Annotated in this window: 26 protein-coding genes, 1 riboswitch and 1 other annotated feature; of the genes, 17 read left to right on the forward strand and 9 right to left on the reverse strand. The window is 39.9% G+C overall.

What is annotated here, in order from left to right:
* Positions 1-28: 28 nt before the first annotated feature.
* Entirely contained in the window at positions 29-1,012 is a 984-nt protein-coding gene (locus NSU19_RS05055) for an ABC transporter substrate-binding protein (RefSeq protein WP_339199044.1), read from the reverse strand.
* 119 nt (positions 1,013-1,131) lie between these two features.
* Here NSU19_RS05055 and NSU19_RS05060 point away from each other — a divergent pair, with 119 nt between their 5' ends.
* From NSU19_RS05060 to NSU19_RS05075, 4 genes are all read left to right on the forward strand, one after another.
* Positions 1,132-1,914: a prolyl oligopeptidase family serine peptidase gene (locus tag NSU19_RS05060; protein ID WP_066249449.1), complete on the forward strand. Its 783-nt coding sequence runs from the start codon at positions 1,132-1,134 to the stop codon at positions 1,912-1,914.
* 64 nt (positions 1,915-1,978) lie between these two features.
* Entirely contained in the window at positions 1,979-2,221 is a 243-nt protein-coding gene (locus tag NSU19_RS05065; RefSeq protein ID WP_063386573.1) for a DUF2584 domain-containing protein, read from the forward strand.
* Positions 2,222-2,623: 402 nt separating this feature from the next.
* Positions 2,624-2,779 (forward strand): hypothetical protein, encoded by a 156-nt coding sequence (locus NSU19_RS05070; protein ID WP_157727914.1) that lies wholly within the window; start codon positions 2,624-2,626, stop codon positions 2,777-2,779.
* Positions 2,780-3,064: 285 nt separating this feature from the next.
* Positions 3,065-3,298 (forward strand): DDE-type integrase/transposase/recombinase, encoded by a 234-nt coding sequence (locus NSU19_RS05075; RefSeq protein WP_339199046.1) that lies wholly within the window; start codon positions 3,065-3,067, stop codon positions 3,296-3,298.
* A 222-nt stretch (positions 3,299-3,520) separates the two neighbouring features.
* Here NSU19_RS05075 and pckA read toward each other — a convergent pair whose 3' ends face one another.
* Positions 3,521-5,110, reverse strand: a complete 1,590-nt coding sequence (gene pckA / locus NSU19_RS05080) for a phosphoenolpyruvate carboxykinase (ATP) (RefSeq protein ID WP_063386648.1) — start codon at positions 5,108-5,110, stop codon at positions 3,521-3,523.
* A gap of 268 nt (positions 5,111-5,378) precedes the next feature.
* A riboswitch (SAM riboswitch) is annotated at positions 5,379-5,570 on the forward strand.
* 205 nt (positions 5,571-5,775) lie between these two features.
* On the opposite strand from pckA, the gene metK reads away from it, so the two are divergent.
* The gene (gene metK, locus NSU19_RS05085; protein WP_063386575.1) at positions 5,776-6,981 is read left to right on the forward strand and encodes a methionine adenosyltransferase; all 1,206 of its coding nucleotides are present in this window, start codon (positions 5,776-5,778) and stop codon (positions 6,979-6,981) included.
* A 690-nt stretch (positions 6,982-7,671) separates the two neighbouring features.
* Here the strand turns inward: metK and NSU19_RS05090 are convergent.
* Positions 7,672-8,202, reverse strand: coding sequence for a phosphatase PAP2 family protein (locus tag NSU19_RS05090; RefSeq protein ID WP_066249451.1), 531 nt, complete (start codon positions 8,200-8,202; stop codon positions 7,672-7,674).
* A 172-nt stretch (positions 8,203-8,374) separates the two neighbouring features.
* Positions 8,375-8,902 carry a gamma carbonic anhydrase family protein gene (locus NSU19_RS05095; protein WP_094245285.1) on the reverse strand — a complete coding sequence of 176 codons (528 nt, stop codon included), beginning with the start codon at positions 8,900-8,902 and terminating at the stop codon, positions 8,375-8,377.
* A gap of 68 nt (positions 8,903-8,970) precedes the next feature.
* Between NSU19_RS05095 and NSU19_RS05100 the strand changes: the two genes are divergently transcribed.
* A complete protein-coding gene (locus NSU19_RS05100) occupies positions 8,971-9,750 on the forward strand; it encodes an alpha/beta hydrolase (protein WP_339199049.1) in 780 nt (259 codons plus the stop codon).
* Positions 9,751-9,786: 36 nt separating this feature from the next.
* On the forward strand, positions 9,787-10,866 hold the full coding sequence (locus tag NSU19_RS05105) for a tetraprenyl-beta-curcumene synthase family protein (RefSeq protein WP_063386578.1): 1,080 nt from the start codon (positions 9,787-9,789) through the stop codon (positions 10,864-10,866).
* 660 nt (positions 10,867-11,526) lie between these two features.
* Here NSU19_RS05105 and NSU19_RS05110 read toward each other — a convergent pair.
* Both NSU19_RS05110 and NSU19_RS05115 read right to left on the reverse strand, forming a co-directional pair.
* Positions 11,527-12,114 (reverse strand): class I SAM-dependent methyltransferase, encoded by a 588-nt coding sequence (locus NSU19_RS05110; RefSeq protein ID WP_094245288.1) that lies wholly within the window; start codon positions 12,112-12,114, stop codon positions 11,527-11,529.
* Positions 12,111-13,076, reverse strand: coding sequence for a TIGR01212 family radical SAM protein (locus NSU19_RS05115; protein ID WP_339199052.1), 966 nt, complete (start codon positions 13,074-13,076; stop codon positions 12,111-12,113). The genes NSU19_RS05110 and NSU19_RS05115 overlap by 4 nt, the downstream gene beginning before the upstream one ends.
* 43 nt (positions 13,077-13,119) lie before the next feature.
* Between NSU19_RS05115 and NSU19_RS05120 the strand changes: the two genes are divergently transcribed.
* The 8 genes from NSU19_RS05120 (at position 13,120) to NSU19_RS05155 (ending at position 21,276) form a co-directional block, all read left to right on the forward strand.
* Positions 13,120-13,245, forward strand: a complete 126-nt coding sequence (locus tag NSU19_RS05120) for a hypothetical protein (protein ID WP_339194565.1) — start codon at positions 13,120-13,122, stop codon at positions 13,243-13,245.
* A complete protein-coding gene (locus NSU19_RS05125) occupies positions 13,235-13,498 on the forward strand; it encodes a YtzC family protein (protein ID WP_063386581.1) in 264 nt (87 codons plus the stop codon). The genes NSU19_RS05120 and NSU19_RS05125 overlap by 11 nt, the downstream gene beginning before the upstream one ends.
* A gap of 452 nt (positions 13,499-13,950) precedes the next feature.
* Positions 13,951-14,340 carry a GntR family transcriptional regulator gene (locus NSU19_RS05130; RefSeq protein WP_339199055.1) on the forward strand — a complete coding sequence of 130 codons (390 nt, stop codon included), beginning with the start codon at positions 13,951-13,953 and terminating at the stop codon, positions 14,338-14,340.
* A 474-nt stretch (positions 14,341-14,814) separates the two neighbouring features.
* Positions 14,815-15,966 (forward strand): diglucosyl diacylglycerol synthase, encoded by a 1,152-nt coding sequence (locus tag NSU19_RS05135; RefSeq protein WP_063386583.1) that lies wholly within the window; start codon positions 14,815-14,817, stop codon positions 15,964-15,966.
* Between the two features lie 89 nt (positions 15,967-16,055).
* Positions 16,056-16,276: a binding site (T-box leader), on the forward strand.
* A gap of 67 nt (positions 16,277-16,343) precedes the next feature.
* On the forward strand, positions 16,344-18,758 hold the full coding sequence (gene leuS / locus NSU19_RS05140) for a leucine--tRNA ligase (protein WP_063386584.1): 2,415 nt from the start codon (positions 16,344-16,346) through the stop codon (positions 18,756-18,758).
* Positions 18,759-18,788: 30 nt separating this feature from the next.
* A complete protein-coding gene (locus tag NSU19_RS05145; RefSeq protein ID WP_063386585.1) occupies positions 18,789-19,109 on the forward strand; it encodes a rhodanese-like domain-containing protein in 321 nt (106 codons plus the stop codon).
* An 854-nt stretch (positions 19,110-19,963) separates the two neighbouring features.
* Positions 19,964-20,149, forward strand: a complete 186-nt coding sequence (locus NSU19_RS05150) for a sporulation protein Cse60 (RefSeq protein WP_063386586.1) — start codon at positions 19,964-19,966, stop codon at positions 20,147-20,149.
* A 500-nt stretch (positions 20,150-20,649) separates the two neighbouring features.
* A complete protein-coding gene (locus NSU19_RS05155; protein WP_327855807.1) occupies positions 20,650-21,276 on the forward strand; it encodes an NAD(P)-binding protein in 627 nt (208 codons plus the stop codon).
* A 55-nt stretch (positions 21,277-21,331) separates the two neighbouring features.
* Here NSU19_RS05155 and NSU19_RS05160 read toward each other — a convergent pair whose 3' ends face one another.
* Positions 21,332-22,615 carry an NAD(P)/FAD-dependent oxidoreductase gene (locus NSU19_RS05160; RefSeq protein WP_339199058.1) on the reverse strand — a complete coding sequence of 428 codons (1,284 nt, stop codon included), beginning with the start codon at positions 22,613-22,615 and terminating at the stop codon, positions 21,332-21,334.
* Positions 22,616-22,823: 208 nt separating this feature from the next.
* Here NSU19_RS05160 and NSU19_RS05165 point away from each other — a divergent pair, with 208 nt between their 5' ends.
* Positions 22,824-24,437, forward strand: a complete 1,614-nt coding sequence (locus NSU19_RS05165; protein ID WP_066249479.1) for a polysaccharide biosynthesis protein — start codon at positions 22,824-22,826, stop codon at positions 24,435-24,437.
* Between the two features lie 5 nt (positions 24,438-24,442).
* Positions 24,443-25,189 carry a pseudouridine synthase gene (locus tag NSU19_RS05170; protein WP_339199061.1) on the forward strand — a complete coding sequence of 249 codons (747 nt, stop codon included), beginning with the start codon at positions 24,443-24,445 and terminating at the stop codon, positions 25,187-25,189.
* Between the two features lie 179 nt (positions 25,190-25,368).
* Here NSU19_RS05170 and NSU19_RS05175 read toward each other — a convergent pair whose 3' ends face one another.
* Both NSU19_RS05175 and NSU19_RS05180 read right to left on the reverse strand, forming a co-directional pair.
* Positions 25,369-25,590: a DeoR family transcriptional regulator gene (locus NSU19_RS05175; RefSeq protein ID WP_327855809.1), complete on the reverse strand. Its 222-nt coding sequence runs from the start codon at positions 25,588-25,590 to the stop codon at positions 25,369-25,371.
* Between the two features lie 335 nt (positions 25,591-25,925).
* Positions 25,926-26,078, reverse strand: a complete 153-nt coding sequence (locus NSU19_RS05180; RefSeq protein WP_339199064.1) for a hypothetical protein — start codon at positions 26,076-26,078, stop codon at positions 25,926-25,928.
* Between the last annotated feature and the right edge of the window lie 355 nt (positions 26,079-26,433).

The raw sequence follows: 26,433 nt of genomic DNA on the forward strand, positions 1-26,433 counted from the left end.
CGATAAATTTACTCCTTTTGAAACAACATTATTTTGCCACTTCGTTTGCTATGGACGTGTTGACTAATAGTTCATAATCAATTTTCTCCGGCAGTTCTCCTGCTTCTTCCATAATTTTTTGCAAATTGTTCCATTCGTCCTCATCTAACAGCGGGGTTTTTGCATAGGATCCTTGGCTTTTATAACGGTCAATGGAAGATATTAAAATATCGATCGGCGTATCTTTAAATTGCGGCGCTATCGTTTCGGCAATTGTTTCGGCGTCATGTTCTTCCACCCATTTTTGCGCTTTGTAGAGAGCTTTTGTGAATTTTTTCACCGTTTTATCATTTTTCTTAATATAGCTTTCTTTTGCCATAAATGTTGTATAAGGAACTTTGCCCGATTCCTTGCCGAAGGATGCGATAATGTGACCTTTTCCTTCTTTTTCAAAAATACTTGCGGTTGGCTCAAACAGCTGAACATATTCGCCTGTGCCGGAAGCAAAAGCATTTGCAATATTCGCAAAGTCGATGTTTTGGATAAGGTTTAAATCTTGATGCGGATCGATGCTATGCTTTTTCAGCACAAATTCCCCTACCATTTGCGGCATGCCGCCTTTACGCTGTCCTAAAAAAGTGCTTCCTTTTAAATCTTCCCATTGAAAATCATCCAACTTGGCTCTGGAGACAAGGAAAGTGCCGTCCGTTTCGGTCAGCTGGGCGAAGTTAATGACTGGGTCATTTGCTTCTTGGGCATATACGTAAATGGACGTTTCCGAACCGACAAGACCGATATCAGCGCCGTTTGATAAAATGGCGGTCATTGTTTTATCTCCGCCCCAAGTAGTTTTTAATTCTACGTCCAGTCCTTCTTCTTTGAAAAATTCTTTTTCAATGGCTACGTACAATGGTGCGTAAAAAACAGAATGAGTGACTTCCGCCAGCCGAATTTTTTCCACTCCTCCGCCGCAGGCTGAAAGAGGTATGATGAAAAGGATCACCAATACGATGGAAGCAAGCCTTTTTTTCATGTGAAATCCTCCCTAATGATGTTCATATTAAAGGAAAAATGTTTAAATATATTTATCTAGGATAAAGTATGAAAAAAAAATATAATGTGTGATTGCCTACCTAAATGGAGGTTGAAAAGATGCTGAGAAACGGAGAAATAGTTGACAAACAAATTTTCCCATCACCGAACCCTTCGATTAAGCTTTCCATCGTGACATATATTTCTGAAGGACTAAAAGTGAAAGGTCTGTTAGCAGAGCCTGTTCAAGAAGGTGTTTATGATGGCTTTTTATATTTGCGCGGAGGGATTAAAAATGTTGGTATGGTTCGGGCAGGAAGAATTATACAATTTGCATCAAAAGGCTTTATCGTGATGGCTCCCTTTTATCGAGGAAATTTAGGAGGAGAAGGGAATGAAGATTTTGCGGGGAATGATCGTTTTGATGCGGTCAATGCATTCTATTTGTTGATGAAACATCCGCAAGTGAATCCGGATCGCATTCACGTTTTTGGCTTTTCAAGGGGAGGAGTCATGGCCTTGCTTACTGGGATTATATGCTCAAATGTTCGATCTGTTGTAAGCTGGGGCGGGGTGTCTGATATGTTTTTAACTTATGAGGAGAGAAAGGACTTAAGAAGGATGATGAAAAGAGTTATTGGAGGGACACCGAAGAAATATCCTGACCGCTATAAATGGCGGACACCGTTGTATTACCTTGAAAAAATGCAAGCACCCGTTTTAATCATTCATGGGGGAAAAGATGAAAACGTGTCAATTGAACATGCATATCGATTGGAAAGAAGGCTGAAAGAATTGGGAAAGCAAGTGGACAGCTGGTATTTCCAACATTTTAGTCATCATTTTCCGCCTCGGCATAACCGGATGGTTTTAGAACGAATGATAAAATGGATGAAAAATTGACCATTATATTTTTCATATGATACATACTAAAAAATGATCGATCAAATGAAAGGGGATTGGAGAAATGGGCATGCCGCTTGAATTAAATACGATGATTATTACAAAAGGGAAGGAAAAGCGGATAGAGGAAAACGTATTTCAGCTTGTCAAAGATGGCTATCGCCTTTATCCTATGAATATTCCTTTGGAAGTTCGAAAAACGTTGATAAGCGATCCTACAGGAACAGCTGAAATTATTAAATTGGAATGGGCTGATAACAAAACCGTGCTTACTTATAATCTCACTTCATTGTACTCAACCAATTAACCGTCACCATATTTCCGTTCATTTGCTGAACGGATTGTGGAAGGAGGAATTTGCTTAATTTTTTCGAGTACGGCTTCCATTTGTCTTATCATAAAAAATCGCGTAACCCCTTTTTCATAAAAGTTCGTTGAAAAAGGGGTTTTCGTCTAAAAATCTGCGTTGCCGATTTGTTTTGCCAAACCACATAAAAATATTAAAAGGCTATCGACAAAGTGATATGCTCCCCTTAAGGTAGACAGATTAAAATATAAAAAATCTGTTTTACCTTAGGGGGAGTTTTTCTATGTATAAGCAATATACAACAGAGCTCAAACTTGAAGTTTTACTTGCATATGAAAACCGAGAATGTACTATTCAAGAGCTTTGTAAAAGGTATCAAATTACTAAATATTCTTTAAGGCAATGGATAAAGACAAACGAGGAAGAAAAAAAGAAGAAGCAGAGTTATCTCCAGAAGAGAAAATGAAACTGGAGATGAAAAAGTTAGAAAGAGAAAATGAGCGCTTACGTGCGGAGAATCTATTTTTAAAAAAGTTAGAGGAAATCGAAAGGAGGTGAAAGTAAACCAAATCCGTTTTGAAGACAAGTATATCGCAATCCGGGAACTTCATGAGAAAGAAAACTAAGCATAATCTTATATGTGAAATCGCCGGTATTTCACGAGCTGCTTACTATAAGTGGTTAAAACGTTTTCCCTCAACATGTTGCAGAAAATATATTGAATCGTGAATTTACAGCGGAAAAGCCAAGTGAAAAATGGGTAGCTGATGTCACAGAATTAAAATAGGTTCATCAAAGAGAGCCTATTTAAGTGCTATTCTTGATCTATATGATGGATCAATTGTGAGCGATGTTTTAGGACATTCCAATCATCATCATCTTGTATTCAAAACGTTGGATCAAGCCACCGTACTTTTAAAAGGAGAGCATCCACTTATTCATAGTGACCGTGGGTTCCAATATACCTCTCATGGTTTTAAACGTAGGATAGACCAAGCAGAGATGACACAAAGTATGTCAATAGTAGGTAGATGTATTGATAATGGGCCAATGGTATCTTTTTGGGGAACGCTTTAAATGCGAGAAGTATTATTTACATAAGTATCAGACATTTAAAGAATTAGCTCTTGCGATGGATGAGTACAACCGCTTTTATCATTATGAAAGGTATCAAAAAAATTAAGCGGCTTTAGCCCCATGGAATATAGAGCTAAAGCCGCTTAGGTATATTTTTATTATTTCTACAGTCTACTTGACAGGGGGCAGTTCAAAGCCGGTAGCCGAAAGTAAGTAATTTTTTTATATGATTGGACCGCCAAGTTCTTCAATTTCCTTCGGAACGTTCGAGAATTTTTTGAAGTTCTCTTTGAATGCTTTTGCTAATTCATACGCTTTTTGTTCATAAGCGTTTTTATCACTCCATGTTTTAATAGGCTGTAAAACTTCATCAGGCACTCCTGGAACATGAGCAGGAATCGCCAGCCCGAAAATAGGGTCTTTTACAGTTTCCACCTCATCGAGTTCGCCTTCCAATGCTGCCTGAACCATGGCTCTTGTATAAGCAAGTTTAATTCGTTTTCCTACTCCGTATTCTCCGCCGGTCCACCCTGTATTGACTAAAAATACTTTCACATCGTGTTCTTCGATTTTTCTTCCGAGCATTTCAGAGTATCTTGTAGCTGGAAGCGGAAGAAATGGTGCGCCAAAGCATGTGGAGAACGTTGTTTTAGGGGAAGTAATACCCCTTTCCGTTCCAGCAAGCTTGCTCGTATAACCGCTTAAGAAATGATACATAGCCTGTTCTTTCGTTAATTTGCTTATTGGCGGCAGAACACCGAACGCATCAGCTGTTAAAAAAATAATAGTGTTAGGGTGACCCGCAATGCTCGGTTTAGCAATATTGTCAATCGCTTCAATTGGATAAGCCGCACGGGTGTTTTCTGTTAATAAGGAGTTGTCATAATCAGGAATTCGTGTCGATTCATCAACCACAACGTTTTCCAAAACGGAACCGAATCGAATAGCGTTATAAATTTGAGGTTCTTTTTCTTCAGACAAGCCGATGCATTTTGCATAACAGCCGCCTTCAATATTAAAAATACCAGATGAAGACCAGCCGTGTTCATCATCACCAATTAATCGGCGTTTTGGATCGGCGGAAAGTGTTGTTTTGCCTGTTCCCGATAAACCGAAAAAGAGCGCGACATCGCCTTCTTGACCGACATTGGCGGAGCAGTGCATTGAAAATATATCTCTTTCTGGAAGCAGGAAGTTCATGACGGAAAAGATAGACTTTTTCATCTCGCCTGCATATTCAGTTCCGCCGATCAGGATTATTCTCTTTTCAAAAGAAATAATGATAAATGCTTCTGAGTTCGTTCCATCCACAGCTGGATCTGCTTTAAAGGAAGGAGCGGAAACAATTGTAAACGGATTTTTATGCTCCTTTAAATCGTCTTGGCTTTTCGGACGGATAAACAGTTGGCGAGCAAATAAATTTTGCCACGCCAATTCATTGACCACTTGAATTGGAAGACGATATTTTTTGTCAGCTCCGGCAAATCCGTTAAAAACATAAATTTCATCTCTATTTTTTAAATATTGTATGACTTTTAAGTACAGTTTTTCAAAAACTTCTGATGAAATTGGCTTGTTGACGGGTCCCCAATCAATTAAATGCTTGACAGAATCTTCTTCAACGATGAATTTATCTTCTGGTGACCGGCCGGTATATTTGCCTGTTGTAACCGAAACTGCACCTGTATTTGTTAAAAAACCTTCTTTCCTAGCTAAAACTTTTTCTACAAGCCGTGCGACTGGTAAATTATGATATGCATTTGGTCCGCTGATCAACGAAGCTAATTCATTTGATACATCTACAATATTCATATACATACCATCCTTTTTTTGCATATTTGAAATGGTTTTATAGAAATAGTATAACACATTCGCAAAAATAATCCATCCTATTTATCGATTTCTGAAAATAATGTTTTTACTATATATTTTGCCTTCATTTTTGGGCATCATACGAATCATGATTGATCAGCTGATACTGAAATAATGGATATCAGATGATTTGGAAAATTACAGAGAAGCTTTATTTATTGTTGACAAGTACTTTTTTGCTCCTGTATGATATACATTTGAACGGATACTCTTATCCCGAGTTGGCGGAGGGACAGGCCCTATGAAGCCCAGCAACCGGCTCGTTGAAAGAAGACAGTAGAATATGGCTTTCAAAATCCCGGTATTCTATGGACATACAACATGATGCGAAAGAATTCCATATTCATAGACGAGCAATGGTGCTAACCTGATGCAAGGTTATATCCTTGAACGATAAGAGTGAAAGGCAATGATGTTTATAACAACCTTTCCTCTGGCAGGGAAGGTTTTTTCTATGTATAAGAGAAATCTCGTTTAGCCAAGTTTTTCTTATCGTACGCAATTTTGATATGTTTACAATAGTGGCGAGGGAATGAGTTCCGTGTCAATGTCAAGGAGTGTAGCACTCCATAAACATCATTTTAAGTTTGAGGAGGATGCAGTAAATGACAAAAAAGCGCCGTCTGTTTACATCTGAATCCGTAACGGAAGGGCATCCGGACAAAATTTGCGACCAAATTTCAGATGCGATTTTAGATGCCATTTTAGAAAAAGATCCGAACGCACGTGTAGCTTGCGAAACATCTGTCACAACCGGACTTGTATTAGTCAGTGGAGAAATTACGACAAGCACGTATGTGGATATACCAAAAATTGTGCGAGAAACGGTCAAAGAGATCGGCTATACGAGAGCTAAATACGGTTTTGATGCTGAAACTTGTGCTGTTTTAACATCAATTGATGAGCAATCACCCGATATTGCTGCAGGGGTGGATAAAGCTTTAGAAGCGCGAGAAGGACAAATGACTGATGAAGAAATTGAAGCGATTGGCGCTGGAGATCAAGGGTTAATGTTCGGTTTTGCATGCAATGAAACGAAGGAATTAATGCCTCTCCCGATTTCCATTGCCCATAAGCTTTCACGCCGGCTTACAGAAGTTAGAAAAAGCGAAGAAATTCCTTATTTGCGTCCGGACGGAAAGACGCAAGTTACGGTAGAATATGATGAAAATGAACAGCCGGTTAGAATTGACACAATTGTCATATCGACTCAACACCATCCGGAGGCAACTTTAGAACAAATTAAGCAGGATATTAAAGAAAAAGTAATTGATCCGGTTGTTCCAAAAGAACTGATCGATGAAGAAACAAAATATTTCATCAACCCTACCGGACGTTTCGTTATTGGCGGACCACAAGGAGATGCAGGATTAACGGGACGAAAAATCATTGTCGATACTTACGGAGGCTATGCGCGCCATGGCGGAGGAGCTTTCTCAGGAAAAGATCCGACGAAGGTAGACCGATCTGCAGCTTATGCGGCTCGTTATGTAGCGAAAAATATTGTCGCAGCCGGACTTGCAGACAAATGCGAGGTTCAGCTGGCCTATGCAATTGGTGTAGCGAAACCTGTCTCTATTTCTGTTGATACGTTCGGTACTGGCAAAGTAAGCGAAGATGTTTTAGTTGAATTAATTCGCAATAACTTTGATTTGCGCCCAGCTGGCATTATAAAAATGCTTGACTTGCGCCGCCCGATTTACAAACAGACAGCTGCTTACGGTCATTTCGGACGCAACGATCTAGATTTGCCATGGGAACGCACAGATAAAGCGGAAGCTTTGCGCGAACAGGCTCATCAATATTTGTAAAATAAAAAAGGTGTCCAATGCGATGCATGCATTAGACACCTTTTTGCTTGTGCGCCCGGCATGGGTGTAATCTATAGGGTGAAAGTCCCGAGCTGCGAAGGCAGAAGTAGCAGTTAGCTTAACGCAAGGGTGTCCGTGGTGACGCGGAATCTGAAGGAAGCGAGCGGCAAACTTTGGGTCTCTCGGAACACGAACTTCATATGAGGCTAGGTATCACTGGGTGAGTTTGCAAGACAAAACAAAGCCCTTTCTGCCGAAGGTGATACAGAGTAAATGAAGCAGATGGATGGAAGGAAAGATTACACTCTTACCCGGGGAGGTCTGGCTGGCACGCCAAGTAACCTTGGTAACCTATCTAGTGATAGATAGCTGAACCGTCAGAAGTCAGCAGAGGTCATAGTATTAGTTGGTCTAGAACAACTAAGAAGGACCGAACAATTAAGAGAGAATAGCCCTTGGCATTCAGTGAGTCATGATGAACACAGAAAACGTAGTACCTCACTTGAGGGAGGAAGCGGTGAATCCCGTGGGAGATCTCTTGGAGGGTGGAGTGACCACTGGCATAAAGAGAACAGCTATTCACGGAAGTTATAAAGACTTGCGTCAATTATCTTAATTGAACCGCCGTATACGGAACCGTACGTACGGTGGTGTGAGAGGACGGGAGTTAATCGCTCCCTCCTACTCGATTTATGGTCCGAATGCGACAAAACAGATGGTGCCTGCTGAAGCTCCTAGAACTATTCCCGCCAGCACATCTGAAGGGTAGTGTAGGCCAAGAAAAATTCTTGATAGTGCCACACTGAATGCGAGAGGAAGCAAAATCCATGTTAAGGCTGGAAAAAAGAGCAAAAATGGTGTTGCCACTGAAAATACAGCTGTCGTATGTCCAGAAGGAAATGAATGGTCAGTTAACGGATTTTCTAACACTTTTGTTTCAAATAATGTAAGATAAGGCCGTCTGCGTGGATAAATTCTTTTCACAATGAAAACCGGAATATGACTGAAAAAAAGAGCAGCTGAACTTGCCAAGGCAACAGTTTTTACAGGTTCATTAAAAAATAACATCAGCATTAAACATGTTGCAATTGAAAAAACAGCCCCTCCTAAATGAGTAATATACCGAAAATAAACATTCAGTCCTTTTCGTTCAAAATGCGAATTAATCAGTTTGAACAACTTGCACTCAAATTGGTAAAGCTGATTCAGCAGTCTGCCCATGTTAAAGTTCCTCTTTTCAAAAAGCAAAAATTCTTATAAAAAATTTTCTCTCATATTTATGTAAACTTCAACAAATCTAATAAAAATTTTACAAAATTTTAAAAATGCATGAAGCTGCCCGGTAAAGAATGACATTTGAAAGAGAAAGTTTTAAAATGTTTTTATAAGCAATTTATATGTTGTTCATACGAGCAATATTTTTATAATATTGAGCTTTTTCGATATACTCGCGACGGATGCGCTCCATATCTTGAAGATCTTCTTCTGTTAATTCTCTAATCACTTTGGCGGGTCTTCCGAATGCTAAAGTTTTCTCAGGTATCTTTTTGCCTGGCGGGACAAGACTGCCTGCACCGACAAAAGCGCCTTTTCCGATTTCTGCTCCATCCAGAATAATCGAACCCATTCCAATTAGAGCTCCTTTCCGCACAATCGCACTATGGAGCAGAACTTGATGGCCGACGGTTACATCATCTTCAATAATTAACGGTTTATTTGGGCTCTGGTGCAGACAGCATTGGTCTTGAATATTGACCCGATTTCCAATAATAGTTGGGGCGACGTCACCGCGAATAACCGTCTGAAACCAAATGCTTGATTCATCTCCTATTTGAACATCGCCGGTGATTGTGACAAAATCAGCTATATAAGCCGAATCGCTAATTATAGGTTTTTTGTCTTTATATGGATAAATAACCATGGGAACCATCCTTTTCTTTTTTTCATATTATAACAAATTTTCCGTCATGTTCGGAAAGGAGTTAATTTATGTGGAAATGGGTAAGTTCTAGTCCTAAAGCTGTGATTGTCATCATTCATGGAGCTTTAGAACATCATGGACGTTACAAATGGCTGATAAAAAAGTGGCAAACAAACGGGTACCATGTTGTCATGGGGGATTTGCCAGGACAAGGAAATTCATCCTCCAGACGGGGACATGTCCAATCGTTTGATGAATATATTGATGAAGTTGACCGTTGGATCAGGGAGGCTCAATCTTTCCAATTGCCGCTTTTTTTGCTGGGGCATAGCATGGGCGGTTTAATAGCCATACGTACGCTGCAGAGAAATAAAATTCCGTTAAACGGGGTCATTTTATCTTCGCCATGTTTAGGAATTTTGCAAAAACCGAGTAAAGCGCTCGATCTTTTGGCAAAAGGATTAAATATTTTCGCGCCTAGGGTACGCTTTGATTCCGGTTTGACAGTTGAGATGGCAACGAGAAATAAGGAAATTCAAGACATAAACAGAAACGACTCCCTTTACGTAAGAAAAGTTTCTGTGCGCTGGTACAGAGAGCTTCTTCATGCTATTGAACTAGCATTTCAGCAGCTTCCGCAGTTTCCAGATGTCCCTCTTTTCGTCATGCAGGGAGGAGAAGACAAAATTGTTGATAAATCAGCAGTTCAAAAATGGTATAGTCAGTTGAATCTCACGAAAAAGAGCTATAAAGAATGGGAAGGACTATATCACGAAATTTTTAATGAACCGGAAAGAGAACTTGTTTTTCAAGATGCGTTGAGATTTACAGAAAGCCATTTAACATAAACACTGGAATTTTACAATGAAGAGGTGAGTTGATCTTTGAGTATACCTGAACACCCTATCAGCCTTATGTCAAGAGTTTATAGGGAAATTCTTCCGACCGTCCATTATTACTTAGATGGGTGGAAAAAAAAGGCTGAGGAAATACCGAATCCTGAATTGAGAAAGCAGGCGCTTGCAAGCATAAATACGAAGGCATTTCATTGCGAAGGAGGAAGCATTTTAGCGCTTTTGTCGAACTCTCATATAGAGGAATGCATAGAGTTTATCGTTGCTTATCAAACGATTAGCGATTACTTGGATAATTTATGCGACAGAAGCACTTCTTTTGATCCGGAAGATTTCCGCATGCTGCACCAATCAATGAAGGACGCACTGTCGATTCATGCAGAATTAAAAAATTACTACCAATTTCGTGAGGACCAAGATGACGGCGGATATTTAAAAGAGCTTGTCATGACATGCCAAAGAATGCTGAGCCAATTGGAGAACTATCCGGTTATAGCTGGCTATTTGATGGAGCTTTGCGAATATTATTGTGAACTGCAAGTACATAAGCATGTAATAGAAGAGGAAAGAGTGCCAAGGCTAGTACAGTGGTTCGAACAATATAAATCTTCCCTCCCGGATATGCGGTGGTATGAATTTTCTGCCTGCGCTGGATCGACATTGGGCATTTTTTGTTTAGTCGCCTATGCATTTCAGCCCAGCTTTAACGAAGCGATTGCCAAAAAAATTAAAGACGGTTACTTTCCATATGTGCAAGGGCTTCACATTTTATTGGATTACTTTATTGATCAAGAGGAGGATCAATTGGAGGGCGATTTAAATTTTTGCAGTTTTTATGAAAGCACATCAGAAATGATGGAACGATTAGCTCATTTTGTACATGAAGCGGACAAAAATTTAAAAGGTATTCCGAACGAAAATTTTCATAAATTAATTAACCGCGGATTGCTCGGCATTTATTTATCTGATGACAAAGTATTAGTACATAAAGATTTAGGAAAGCTGGCTAAAAAATTAATAAAAAAAGGAGGAACAACCTCCGTTTTCTTTTATGTGAATGCTAGGGCATATCGAACGTTCCGAAAATGGAATTTGATTAAATCTTCTTGATGGATAAAGCTAGCCGGGATATTATTCCCGGCTATTTTGCTTGTGCGCCCGGCATGGGTGTAATCTATAGGGTGAAAGTCCCGAGCTGCGAAGGCAGAAGTAGCAGTTAGCTTAACGCAAGGGTGTCCGTGGTGACGCGGAATCTGAAGGAAGCGAGCGGCAAACTTTGGGTCTCTCGGAACACGAACTTCATATGAGGCTAGGTATCACTGGGTGAGTTTGCAAGACAAAACAAAGCCCTTTCTGCCGAAGGTGATACAGAGTAAATGAAGCAGATGGATGGAAGGAAAGATTACACTCTTACCCGGGGAGGTCTGGCTGGCACGCCAAGTAACCTTGGTAACCTATCTAGTGATAGATAGCTGAACAGTCAGAAGTCAGCAGAGGTCATAGTATTAGTTGGTCTAGAACAACTAAGAAGGACCGAACAATTAAGAGAGAATAGCCCTTGGCATTCAGTGAGTCATGATGAACACAGAAAACGTAGTACCTCACTTGAGGGAGGAAGCGGTGAATCCCGTGGGAGATCTCTTGGAGGGTGGAGTGACCACTGGCATAAAGAGAACAGCTATTCACGGAAGTTATAAAGACTTGCGTCAATTATCTTAATTGAACCGCCGTATACGGAACCGTACGTACGGTGGTGTGAGAGGACGGGAGTTAATCGCTCCCTCCTACTCGATTTTCGATTGCTACAATAAACGGAGGGGAATTTTTTTGGTTTAAAAACCGGTATTCAAGTACATGAGCAGTATGTTGATCGATTTGTTCGGCAAATTTAAGAAGCTCATCTCTCTCACGTTTTCCTTCCGGATGGCCGTGATAAACGACCAGCACGATCATTCCACCGGGTCTTAGTATGGATAAAAGCTGCTTTACTGCTTCAATAGTTGATTCTGGTTTTGTCACAATGTTTTTTTGGCCACCGGGCAAATAACCGAGATTAAACATCGCACCGGCGATATGATTGTGATGTTTTTTCGGAATCGTATTGAAAATGTCATCATGGCTGGAATGAAACAAAGTAACACGGTCGATTAAACCGGATTCCTTCAACCGTTTTTTTGTCTCTTCAAGCGCTTGTTTTTGAATATCATATCCAAACACATGACCTTGTTCGCCAACGAGTTGTGCTAAAAAGACGGTATCATGACCGTTCCCGACTGTTGCATCAATAACGATATCGCCGTTTTGGACAGCGGAAGCCATCAATTTTTTTGCAAATGGAAGAATGCGAATGAGGTTCATTTTGACATCACTCGATCTTTTGTATAATACTTCCCTTGGTAGCTGTTTCGTTTTTCGAGTTCGGCATCAATGGCATTCAGCACTTCCCATTTGTTAACGCTCCACATCGGCCCTATCATTAAATCGATCGGACCGTCGCCTGTAATGCGATGAACGATCATTTCGGGAGGCAGTACCTCTAGCTGATCGCAAACTAATTGTACATATTCATCAAAGGATAAAAAGCGCACCATCCCTTTTTCATATTGCTTAACCATCGGTGTACCTTTTAACAAATGGAGCAGATGAATTTTAATTCCTTGAACATCCAGCTTAGCAACTTCTTTTGCAGTTTTCATCATCATATCGTACGTTTCAAGCGGAAGACCGTTTATGATGTGTGTGCAAACTCGGATTCCGTGCTTTCTGAGCTTGTTAACTCCTTCCACATAACATTCATAATCGTGCGCACGGTTAATTAAATCAGCGGTCCGCTGGTGAACGGTTTGCAATCCTAATTCAACCCAAAGATATGTCCTCTCATTTAATTCCGCCAAATAATCAACAACATCGTCAGGCAAACAGTCAGGCCTTGTAGCAATGGACAAACCGACAACTCCTTCGAGACCTAATACCGTTTCATATTTCTCACGAAGAACTTCCACGGGTGCATGAGTGTTTGTAAATGCCTGAAAGTAAGCAATATACTTTCCGTTTTTCCATTTCTCATGCATTTTGCTTCTAATGTCGTGAAATTGCGTAACAAGATCATCAGCTCTGTTTCCGGCAAAATCGCCCGACCCTGCGGCACTGCAAAACGTACACCCGCCATGTGCTACCGTACCGTCGCGGTTTGGACAGTCAAATCCTCCGTCTAAAGCAACTTTAAACACTTTATCTCCAAATGTATTTCGTAAATGGTAATTCCATGTATGATACCGTTTGTTGTCATTCGTATACGGAAATGGATTGTGGTTCGCCAATTCCTACTCCTCCTGTTTCGATATACTATCAAGACATTTTACCATGATTGCCAAACCAATCTCAAATAAGAATTTACCAGCTTTTTTCATGATGGAGCTTGCAGAAATAGCGAAAAATACAGTTGATGAAGAAATTCTTCATCAAGGAGGGGATTTGTTTGGCTACTAGACAATCCGTGGAAGAGTGCATTCAACATTGCCAGCAAGCATTGGAATATGCAAATGAGCAATATATTGAAGGGCTGAAACAGGAGCATTACAATGATGAAGAATATACAAATGCACAGCAAAAGCTTCAAGATGCGCTTGCAGAAGTGGAAAAACTCAGTTTAAGCGCAAATGACCAGCAGCGGGAGCAGCTTCACCGCATGCGCCTTCAACTGCAGCACCTTCAAAATGAGATGATTTTGCTCGATCATTAAAATTCCAGGGCAAAGCCTGATTGTAGGCTTGCCCTTTAATTGCAATTATGATTTTTCATTTATTCTTTAGCCGATTTGATCTTATATATAAATTTGCATAAGGAAAGAATGGTTTTTGGAATAAAAACGAAAATATAGAATAAAAATATCTTTCAACAGATTGCGCTATTACCGATATAAAAGCTCGGCTCAATGCGAATGAACGATTACATTTTAAAACAAAATCGGGATCAGTTTGTTGAAATCAGCCAAACTTCTAGCAAAAGCTGTTATACGACTATGTACATCATAATTTTTCCCTAAGATCAAGAGCCCCGAACGAGTGAAATCATTCAGTGTTTTTTATATGCGGAATCAGAAATGTTGATTGCATCTTTTCTGTATTATGTGTACTATATAATGTAGTACACATAATACAAAAGAGTCCTTTTTGTAAGAAAGAAGGGTATTTGATGTTTGAAATTGACCCGAGAAGTGCCACTCCGATATATGAGCAGATCATAAAAAAAATGAAAGAACTATGTATCAAAGGTGTGTTAAAGCCTGGCGATAAACTGCCCTCTGTAAGAGAGATGTCTTCCATGATTATCGCTAATCCTAACACGGTTTCAAAGGCTTATAAAGAGCTGGAAAGAGAAGGCTTGATTGAAACGCTGAGAGGACGGGGGACATTTGTATCGAAAATGGTGCAGAAAAAGCTGGATGAAGAGAAAATTGAAATAATTAAAGAGGAGCTGCGGCAAATTATGATCGACGCATTTTATGCAGGAATCAGCTTTGAACAAATATACCAATGGATGAAAGACATGAAAAACGAATTTGCCAATGCTTTTCATAAATAAAGTTTAGCAAAGAAAAAGTATTTGAATCTCTGCAGCGTGAGTTTCAGCTTGTTTGGCTAAAACGGTTCAGAAAAGATAAAGGAAAAACTTTGTTCGGAGGGCATATCTTATTCTTCTCGGTGTTATTCATGCAGCTTTGGCTGCCCATTAGCTAGGTAAAAAATCCCCGGAAAAACGGCATAAATTCAATTAAACCAATGCGTATCGGTAAGATTCTTGTATGAACCATGCGAGTAAACGGGCAGAATTATTTTTTGTTGGACATTAAAAAATCCCAATCCATATATTTGTCATTTTAGCTATTGCAACCAACAAAAAACGAAAATTTCCAGTGAAATGTAAATGTAATAAAATAATAAAGGATTCTTAATTTTTTTCTCCTAAAATTATAAAAGGAAATATACATTTAAAGTGAAACTATTTTGATTTTAGTTCGTTCTAATTGTTGAGCTGCTTTAAGTTGAGGTGAATAAAATGTTAAAAGACCCAAAGATATTAATATTAACGGCAAATTACGGAAACGGTCATATCCAAGTTGCTAAAACATTGGAGCAGTCTTTGCATAAGATGGGAATCAACAACGTAAAAGTTTCTGATTTAATTAGCGAGTCTCATCCAATTATGGCGGAAATTACAAGATATTTATATTTGAAAAGTTTTTCCATCGGTAAGCAATTTTATCGGTTATTTTATTATAGTGTGGACAAAATGTCTAACAAACGCATTATGAATTTGTATTTGAAGCTTGGACACCGCAAATTGAATCAGCTAGTAAGGGAGATAAATCCTGACATCATCATTAATACATTTCCTATTTCCGTTGTGCCTGAATATCGCACGCGGACAGGCGTGTTCATCCCGACATTTAATGTGCTGACCGATTTTTGTCTTCACCGAGTATGGGTTCATAAAAACATTGATAAATATTATGTTTCGTGCGACGATGTGAAGGAAAAACTGACAATGCTCAACATCCATCCAGCGCTTGTCAAAGTAACCGGAATTCCTATTCGGCCGCAGTTTGAAGAAAAAATGGAAACGATCGATTTATATAAAAAATACAATTTGGATCCGAACAAGAAAACTTTGTTAATTGCTACAGGCGCTCATGGAGTTTTAAAAAATGTAAAAGATTTGTGTGAATCATTTTTTACACGAGATGACATGCAAATAGTCGTTGTATGCGGAAATAACCAATCGCTGAAAGATGAGCTTGAACCGCTTCAGTATATTCACCCGGATCGAATAAAAGTTTTTGGCTATGTCGAAAGAATCGATGAGCTCTTTCGCATTTGTTCCTGCATGATAACAAAGCCTGGAGGGATTACTCTCAGCGAGGCGGCCGCATTAAAAGTTCCGCTTATTCTCTATAAACCTGTTCCGGGGCAGGAAAGGGAGAATGCCGATTTGTTTGCAGCAAAAGGGGCGGCGGTTGTCATCAATAAGCTTGAAAAAGTTCAAGAGACGGTCAATGATTTATTTAACCACCCTGAAAAAATGGAAAAAATGAAAATGAGCATTGCTGAATTATATAGACCAAACGCTGCTGACACAATCTTGCAGGACATTTTAAATGAAGCAGAAATGCTGCTTGATTCAAGCTTGAAAGGGTCTGTCAATTATTAATTATTAGACTGAAATCCAAATTTTTCGACATTGACTTGCATGAACTCATAAAATTCATTAAAATAACAATATGATAAGTGGATGAAAAAGCAAGAACGGTGAAAAGGATCAGTAGTGGATAAAGGCGTCTAGAGAGTTGACGGAAGGTGAAAGTCAATCGTTGTTTATTCACGAACTCCCCTTTGAGTTGCGGGTGTGAAATGTATTCCGGTACAGACTAATGCCCGACGTGTTTCCACGTTACGGAACAGAGTGAGTGCATTTGCGCTAATTTGGGTGGTACCGCGGGAAATTGTCTCTCGTCCCTTCGTCGTGGGGATGGGAGTTTTTTTATTATTTGACGCTTATACATATATATAGCAAAGGAGGATTTTTACATGTCTTACAACCATCGTGAGATTGAGAAAAAATGGCAAGATTATTGGCTAAAAAACAAAACATTTAAAACAGAGGATGATTCCGATAAACCGAAGTTTTATGCATTGGATATGTTTCCGTATCCTTCGGGAGCTGGTCTTCATGTAGGACATCCTGAAGGTTATACAGCAACCGACATTTTGGCGCGAATGAAACGGATGCAAGGATACAATGTTCTCCATCCGATGGGATGGGATGCATTTGGACTTCCGGCTGAGCAATATGCTTTAGATACCGGCAACGATCCTGCGGAATTTACGAAAAAAAATATTGATAATTTTCGCAGACAAATTCAATCACTAGGATTTTCCTATGATTGGGATCGGGAAGTAAATACAACTGATCCGGAATATTACAAATGGACGCAATGGATCTTCTTAAAACTTTATGAAAAAGGACTTGCTTACATTGATGAAGTGCCCGTCAACTGGTGCCCAGCACTCGGAACTGTTCTTGCAAATGAAGAGGTCATCGACGGAAAAAGCGAACGGGGAGGACATCCTGTTGAACGCCGTCCGATGAAACAATGGGTGTTAAAAATCACCGCATATGCTGACAGGCTGCTGGAAGATTTAGAAGAGCTTGATTGGCCGGAAAGCATAAAGGAAATGCAGCGAAATTGGATCGGCCGGTCGGAAGGTGCGGAAGTTCATTTTACAGTCGATGGAACTGATAAAACCTTTACTGTTTTTACTACTCGTCCAGATACGCTTTTCGGTGCTACGTATACAGTGCTTGCGCCTGAACATCCGCTTGTGAAAGAAATTACAACCGAGGAACAAAAAGAAGCGGTGGAAGCCTATTTAGATCAAATTAAAAGTAAAAGCGATCTCGAAAGAACGGACTTGGCGAAGGAAAAAACAGGCGTGTTTACCGGAGCCTATGCTGTAAATCCTGCCAATGGAGAAAGATTGCCGATTTGGATTGCCGATTATGTTTTAATGAGCTATGGTACAGGTGCGATCATGGCCGTGCCTGCCCACGATGAACGGGACTATGAATTTGCGAAAAAATTTGACCTGCCGATTAAAGAGGTTGTCGCTGGAGGAAACATCGAACAAGAAGCTTATACAGGAGACGGCGAGCATGTAAATTCCGACTTTTTGAACGGATTGAATAAAGAAGAAGCAATTGAAGCGATGATCAAATGGCTGGAGGAAAACAAAAAAGGACAAAGAAAAGTGACATACCGTCTCCGAGACTGGTTGTTCAGCCGTCAACGTTATTGGGGTGAACCGATTCCGATCATCCATTGGGAAGACGGCACGATCACAGCTGTTCCTGAAGAGGAGCTGCCGTTAGTGCTTCCGGAAACAGATGAAATTAGACCTTCGGGAACCGGTGAGTCACCTTTAGCGAATATTGAGGATTGGGTGAATGTCGTTGACCCGAAAACAGGCAAAAAAGGGCGGCGCGAAACAAACACAATGCCTCAATGGGCGGGAAGCTGCTGGTACTATTTGCGCTATATTGACCCGCACAATTCAGAACAATTAGCTGATCCTGAAAAATTGAAAAAATGGCTGCCTGTGGACATTTATATCGGCGGGGCTGAGCATGCTGTTTTACACTTGCTGTATGCACGTTTCTGGCATAAATTTTTATACGATATCGGAGTAGTTCCGACGAAAGAACCGTTCCAAAAATTGTTTAACCAAGGAATGATCCTCGGCGAAAACAATGAAAAGATGAGCAAATCAAAAGGAAATGTCGTCAATCCTGATGAAATCGTTGAAAGCCACGGAGCGGATACTCTCCGTTTATATGAAATGTTCATGGGTCCGCTTGATGCATCCATTGCATGGTCAACAAAAGGACTCGACGGCGCAAGAAGATTTTTAGATCGTGTATGGCGGCTGTTTGTAATGGAAAATGGCGAGTTGAATCCGAAAATCGTCGATGAACCTTCTCAAGAGCTTGAACGCATTTATCACCAAACAGTGAAAAAGGTAACGGAGGATTATGAAAATCTGCATTTTAACACAGCTATTTCGCAACTGATGGTATTTATTAATGAAGCTTATAAAGCGACAATTCTTCCGAAAGAATATATGGAAGGCTTTGTAAAGCTTTTATCGCCGGTTGCTCCGCATATTTGCGAAGAGCTTTGGGAAAAACTCGGCCATTCTGAAACGATTGCTTATGAATCGTGGCCGGCATGGGATGAATCAAAGCTTGTCGAAGATGAAGTGGAAATTGTCATTCAAATCAACGGAAAAGTGCGGGCAAAGCTGCTTGTACCAAACGATGCTTCTAAAGAGGAAATGGAAAAAATCGCGATGGATGATGAAAAAATAAAAGAACAGCTTGAAGGCAAAACCGTTCGTAAAGTGATTGCTGTTCCTGGCAAGCTTGTCAACATCGTAGCCAATTAAGCTTGAATATCAATGAAAGGATGGCCATTCATGGTAAAAGAAATCACACCAAATGATCTCAAAACGAAGCTTGAAAACGGCGAAACATTAGACATTATTGATGTCCGCGAGGAAGAAGAAGTAGAAGAAGGCATGATTCCACAAGCAAAACATATTCCGATGGGAGAAATCCCGGACCGCATTGAAGAATTTGATAAAGAAAAGGAATATATTTTCGTCTGCCGCTCAGGAAGAAGAAGTGAAAATGTTTGTTTATATTTACAGGATCTTGGTTTTAATGTCATCAATATGGTTGGCGGAATGCTCGAATGGACAGGGGAAACTAAACCGAAGAGCGAGATAAAAAAATAAGTGGAAAAAACCGCGCTTATGTAGGCGCGGTTTTTCCTGTGCGCCCGGCATGGGTGTAATCTATAGGGTGAAAGTCCCGAGCTGCGAAGGCAGAAGTAGCAGTTAGCTTAACGCAAGGGTGTCCGTGGTGACGCGGAATCTGAAGGAAGCGAGCGGCAAACTTTGGGTCTCTCGGAACACGAACTTCATATGAGGCTAGGTATCACTGGGTGAGTTTGCAAGACAAAACAAAGCCCTTTCTGCCGAAGGTGATACAGAGTAAATGAAGCAGATGGATGGAAGGAAAGATTACACTCTTACCCGGGGAGGTCTGGCTGGCACGCCAAGTAACCTTGGTAACCTATCTAGTGATAGATAGCTGAACCGTCAGAAGTCAGCAGAGGTCATAGTATTAGTTGGTCTAGAACAACTAAGAAGGACCGAACAATTAAGAGAGAATAGCCCTTGGCATTCAGTGAGTCATGATGAACACAGAAAACGTAGTACCTCACTTGAGGGAGGAAGCGGTGAATCCCGTGGGAGATCTCTTGGAGGGTGGAGTGACCACTGGCATAAAGAGAACAGCTATTCACGGAAGTTATAAAGACTTGCGTCAATTATCTTAATTGAACCGCCGTATACGGAACCGTACGTACGGTGGTGTGAGAGGACGGGAGTTAATCGCTCCCTCCTACTCGATTATAAAGGAAGATTAGCGTGGCAAAACAGTAAACCATACCGCATGTAATACCCTCAAAATCCCCATAAAAACTGCCGACATGAGCAAATCTTTTCCCTTTATTAAAAGTGTCATATTTGTACAAGCATAAAAGTATATTGGAAGCAACGAGATAAATAAAGGGAGTGTGAAGAAATTGAGCTATAAAGTCGCCATTTTTGACGAAGAGCATGAAAAAGATTTAGAAGAGGAAGTGAACGCTTTTTTAACTGCGCTTCCAAGTCAAAAATATATCGACATAAAATATCATGTAGCGGTAACATGCGATCAAAAAGGTGAACAAATTTACTGTTTTTCAGCGATGATTATTTACAAAGAATAAGAAGACTTTCACATTAATAATGAAAAGTCTATTATATTTAGTAAGAATGTAAACAGAATTAAACGTGAAGCGCAGGTTGATTGTAATTTTAGAGAATCTTCGTCAATGCATCAATATTCGCATGCGCTCCAAGCAGTTGCTATGCCCAGAGGATCTTGAAAGCTTATAAGCACTGATCCAGATAGGAAACACTTTATAAATTGTACCTGATGTGAGAAAGTCGAATAAAACTGAAATGATCGCCGTCGTTTTGCAGGATGGAAGACGGACTAACTCATGAAAAAGCTTTTTAAAGCAAGCTTTAGACCCGTTTGAAAATCCTTGTTTATGGGGAATCTAGGTCTTTTTTTATTGGAAAAAAGATTTCAATGCCGTTCCGAAGCGACCGCACGAAAAAAAGGATGGACAATTTTTTTAAGTTATCCTAGAACCTTTTGAAAGGAAAAAACGCTTCGCATCAACCAGAAATTGTAAGCGCTAAGACAAAAAAGGGTGATCATATGTACTACAGTGCGATGTTGAATATAAAAGGAAAAAAGACAGTCGTTGTCGGCGGAGGGAAGGTAGCGGAAAGAAAAATAAAAGCTTTGCTCGATGCATGTGCTGATATAACGGTTGTCAGTCCCGATCTATCAGATCATCTTCTTCGAATGCATCAAGAAAAAAAAATATCGTGGAAACAAAAAACGTTTGAAAAAGACGATGTAAACGGTGCGTTTCTAGTCATTGCGGCAACGAATGAAAGGGAAGTTAATGAGCAGGTCTACCAGTCATGTGAAGCACATCAGCTGATCAATGTAGTGGATGCACCTGAAAAAAGCAATATCATTATGCCGGCAACATTTAAAAGGGGCGATTTAATCATCAGTGTATCAACGAGCGGGAAAGTTCCGGGGCTCGCCAGAAAATTAAAAAATAATTTGGCAGAGCAGTTTGATGAACATTTTGCTGACTATGTTGAATTTTTAAAGGAAGGTCGAAAACGTGTCTTAGAAGAAATCAACGACCCAGAGCAAAAAAGGATGGTTTTACATCAATTATTAGACAAGAGCTTTTTAGAAGCTTCAAATGAAGAACGGCATAAGCAGCTGGAAATGCTTTTGAATGCGAACAGGTCTAGCGAATAGCTAAACCGGATCGTGGGATGAACGATTTGTGCAAAAAAAGAGGCGCCCCCAAAAGTCAGCTGCCCTGACTTATCGGTTCGCCCTTTTCTACGTAACGGCTTGCGTACAAGCCTGCTAGCCGTCCTGTTACGAGCGCAGCCGTGATGTTGTAGCCGCCCGTGTAGCCGTGAATATCCAATATTTCGCCGCAAAAATAAAGCCCATTCATTAGTTTAGAGGCCATCGTCTTTGGATCGATTTCCTTTATAGAAACGCCTCCGCCGGTCACAAACGCTTTTTCGATTGGGAGCGTGCCGTTTGCTTCGAAGCGGAAATCTTTCACTAAGCGGACAAATTGGCGCAGCTTATCTTTTGAAAGCTGGGAATATGTCATCGAATGATCGATTTCGGATTCCTCCAGCAAAAATAGCAAATATCGTTCAGGCAAGAGACCTTTTAATACATTTTTAACAGCCTTTTTCGGTTCGTCTTTCAATTTAAGCAAAATATGCTGAAAAAGACTTTCTTCATTTTCAGTAGGAAAAGCGTCAATTGACAACGTCACCGTTTTTTCTTTTTTCAATTGTTTTACAACAAATTGGCTGCATCTTAGTGCAGCTGGACCTGATACGCCAAAATGGGTAAAAATAAAATCCATTTTGTGCGTAATAATTGGTCTGTCCTTTTGATTCAACACACTTAAAGCCGCATCTCTTAACGACAGGCCTTGCAATTGTTTTGTTCGGATAAACGGTTCATTCGAAGTAATCGGCACTTCAGTTGGAAATAATTCCGTCACAGTATGACCGGCTTTTTTTGCCCACACGTATCCGTCTCCAGTACTTCCGGTATGAGGGACAGATTTTCCTCCGACAGCAACGACAACAGCTTTGGCAGGAATAAAGGTTTTATTTTTTAACCAGATTCCTTTTACTCTGCTTTCACTATATTCGATGTTTTCAACCGGATGATTTGTTTTAATTGTAACGTTCAGCCTTTTCAGTTCGGAAAGTAGCGCATTGACTACGTCTTGAGCTCTGTTTGATACTGGAAACATCCGGCCATGGTCTTCCTCTTTTAAACGAACTCCAAGGTTTTCGAAAAAGCGTATAATGTCTTCATTATTAAATTGCGAAAAAGCGCCATACAAAAATCGTCCGTTGCCGGGAATATTTTTGATAATTTCTTCAATTGACCGGCGATTTGTTACATTGCACCGTCCGCCACCGGAGATCGCCAGCTTTCTTCCTAATTTTTCTCCTTTATCGACTAACAGCACGTTCGCTCCGTTTTCAGCGGCGGCGATGGCGGCCATCAATCCAGATGGTCCCCCTCCAATTACTGCTACATCATAATTCATATTCTCACAACCTTTAAGAAGTTGATGTTGCTTGTCCAATTTATTCGTACTTTTAGATTAATCCTAGTTTCGTCTACATCCTAGTCTTATATCATTATAAAAAGATGAATTTTTGAATTCAATGAGTGATGACTATATCTTAGTTCCTAGTGAATGTGGTAAAATGTTATAGTTGAAAATTTTTGTTAGAAACAATGGTGAGCAAAAGATGTCGGATAAATTATTAAGAGGGACGTTTATTTTAACATTAGGTACATATATTTCAAGGATTTTAGGAATGATTTATGTCATTCCGTTTTTCGCGTTGGTTGGAGAAACGGGAAGTGCTTTGTATCAATATGGATATGTTCCGTATACGATTTTTTTAAGCATTGCGACAATGGGATTTCCTATGGCCATTTCAAAATTTGTCGCAAAATATAATTCCATTGGTGATTACGAGACAAGCCGCAGAATGTTTCGATCTGGGATGCTGTTTATGCTTCTTGGAGGAATTTTCACTTGTTTTATTTTATTTGTGACTGCGCCTTTCTTTGCGGAACACCAGCTTGGCCAACAGGAGCTGCAAGGTGTGACAGTTGAGGATGTCACATATGTTATACGAATGGTCAGCCTTGCGCTTATAGTTGTTCCGATCATGAGTTTAATACGAGGTTTTTTTCAAGGGCATCAGTCGATGGGCCCGACGTCCGTTTCCCAAGTAATAGAACAGCTAGTGCGCATCATTTTTTTGCTTGTTTCCAGCTATATCATTTTAAAAGTATTACATGGCGATATCATTACAGCGGTGGGTTATGCGACATTTGCCGCCTTTGTTGGCGCCATCGGCGGGCTGTTCGTCCTTTTTTTGTATTGGATGAAAAGAAAAAATTCCTTATTGGCGATGCAGGAGAACAAAATTGAACCTTCCGGCATTTCCACGAAGCAAATGTTTCTCGAGGTGTTCAGGTATGCCGGTCCGTTTGTATTTGTCGGACTAGCTATTCCTTTATATCAATTTGTCGATTCTTTTACGTTTAATAAAGCTATGATTCAGGCGGGAGAAGGCGAAAGAGCGCAAGAATTATATGCCATGGTCAATTTTTTAGTGAATAAAATTGTCATGATTCCTGTTTCTTTAGCAACTGCTTTTGGCTTAACGCTCGTGCCGGCCATTACAAATGCGTTCACGAATCAAAACTTTCCGTTTGTTAGAAGACAAATTGACCAAGCGTTTCAAACATTAATGTTTCTCGTTCTCCCTGCATCCATTGGGATCATTATTCTTTCCGAACCAATCTACATGTTTTTTTATAATGACAATGAAACAGGTGCGAGCATTTTAGCTGCCTATGCACCGATCGCTTTGCTTTTTTCTTATTTCACTGTTTCAGCCGCCATTTTGCAGGGGATTAATAAACAAAAATTGGCTGTCATCAGCCTTGCATTCGGTCTTCTGCTAAAAATTTGTTTAAACAGCTGGCTTATCACGCAGTTTGGTGCATACGGTTCGATTATGGCAACTGCGATCGGGTTTCTTGGCTCGCTCATATACGGATTAATGATGATTCGCCGTCATACAGGCTACTCGTATAAAAGATTTTGGAAAAGAACAATATTTACGGGAATTTTGGTCATCTGTATGTCAATTGTCGTTGTAGCGTTTTCCTCTCTCTTCACTGTCTTTTTTGATTACCATGCAAGTAAAACAAATGCCGCCATCATGGTTGGAATTGCTGCATTATTAGGAGCAGGCTCGTATTTTTGGCTGGCTAAGCAATCAGGATTCCTAAAAGTTATTTTTGGAACTAGATTTTTAAGTAAGAGGAAGGAAAGGGGGTAGATAATATGCGTATTGATAAACTATTAGCACATGCTGGCTACGGCAGCAGAAAAGAAGTAAAAAAGCTGCTAAAGGAACGGGCCGTTCATGTTAATGGAGAAGTGGTGACGGATCCGAAAACAAATGTCGACCCGAATAAACAAGAAATCATCATTAACGGTGAACAGGTGTTGTACAAAGAACATGTTTATTTCATGATGAACAAGCCAGCTGGTTTTTTATCTGCTACAGAAGACAACGTCCAAAAGACTGTGGTCGATTTGCTTGATCTGGAAGATCTTCGCTATAATCCCTTTCCTGTCGGCAGGCTTGACAAAGATACCGAAGGGCTATTGCTGTTAACATCGGACGGACAGCTTGCCCATCAATTAACATCGCCCAAGAAAAATGTTCCTAAAAAATATTTTGCGGAAGTTATTGGTCTAGTGGCAGAGGAAGATGTCGAGCGGTTCAAAGCAGGTGTAAAACTTGATGACGGTTATGTTACAAAGCCTGCCTTGCTTGAAATTATTAAGGCAGACGACATTTCTGAAGTTTTTGTCACCATAACGGAGGGGAAATACCATCAAATTAAGCGGATGTTTTCTGCTGTCGGAAAAAAAGTGAAATATTTAAAACGAATCCAAATGGGAACGCTTGAACTAGATCAAACATTGCAAACAGGGGAATATCGAGAACTGACAAAAGAAGAATTAGAACAACTGCGATCGATTCAAGGGCAGCCGGGCGATTCAGCCGATTTTCCTTTGTAGTTTGAAAAACGTTCAAATTGAACTTCCGTTTTTTAAAAAGGCGGACAAACTGGCGCCGAAAAAGGTGGAAATTGCTTGCAACAGCAGACAAAAAGGGGCTGAGACCAAAAGTTATGTAACTTTTGGATCAGCCCCATATATGTATGTGAACGAATAACCAAATTTTCTTTTTTTAGTAGCTAGGATGACATCTTGACCTTCTTGCTAGTTGTTGCCCATTTTCCTCTTGCAGGACTGTGCACTAAATCGTTATATGCTAACACGTTTAAATCCCTCTGAATCGTTCTGGGGGTAATACCAAATTCATCGACAAGCTCTTGAGTTGTTACTGTACCCCTTTCATGAATGAACATGTAGACGGATTTGATTCGGGTTAGCATACGGTTTGTTGAAGGTTTCAAAAAACCACTCCCTATCATTTAATGCATCGAAATCACAAACCTACATACTCTTCAATGTCCATGCATTAGATGTCAAACTCCTAAAGTGGTACAATTCCATTATACACAATTTACATGTAAACTTTCCAGTGTGTTCATAAAATTCACATAATATTTACAATACTTACCTCTCATAGGCCGATTTAACAGCTTGAACTGACCCCAGTCGAATAGACAAATAGTGAAGAGATGATTCCTTCAACCGGTAAAAAAGGTTCCATTGGTGATTAGAAAGCTTGATGAATGCAAAAAAACCCACCGTTGGAGTTTTCAAAAATCTACAAATTATCTTTTTCTTAAATACCTTTGTTAAGCAATTCAGATGCAAACAATAAAACGATGCCTAAATAGATGAAAGGCAAATCCTTGCCGCCAAAATCGATAAGCAATGAAAAAACGATGTGAAATACAAGGACAATGCCTAAAGAAATATTAAAAATCTTATGCATGAAAATCACTCCAATGTTGATACATTAGTATCTTTTTTCATTTTACCACCCCTTCTTTTTTAAGAGAGACGCAAAATCTATTGAAAAATTCCGAAAAATACTTATTTCTTACATCATTATTTTGTCTTTTCTACGTTTTTTTAGATGTTGGCGATTTTTTAAGAAATTTTCTAAAAGAAAGCGTCTATTGTAGTCAGATAAAGCAATTATGAAAACCGAAACCTTTTGTTCAAGAATTTTGCTTTGCCCGTTTATATGTTATTGGGTGACGAAAGGTTTTTGATTTTTTAACTATTTATTACTAAATAGGAAAACCCGTTCTCATCGTTTGTTTTCGTACAAAGTCTGCTTTTTT

The organism is Aeribacillus sp. FSL k6-2211 (assembly GCF_037966125.1).
Lineage (GTDB): Bacteria > Bacillota > Bacilli > Bacillales > Aeribacillaceae > Aeribacillus > Aeribacillus composti.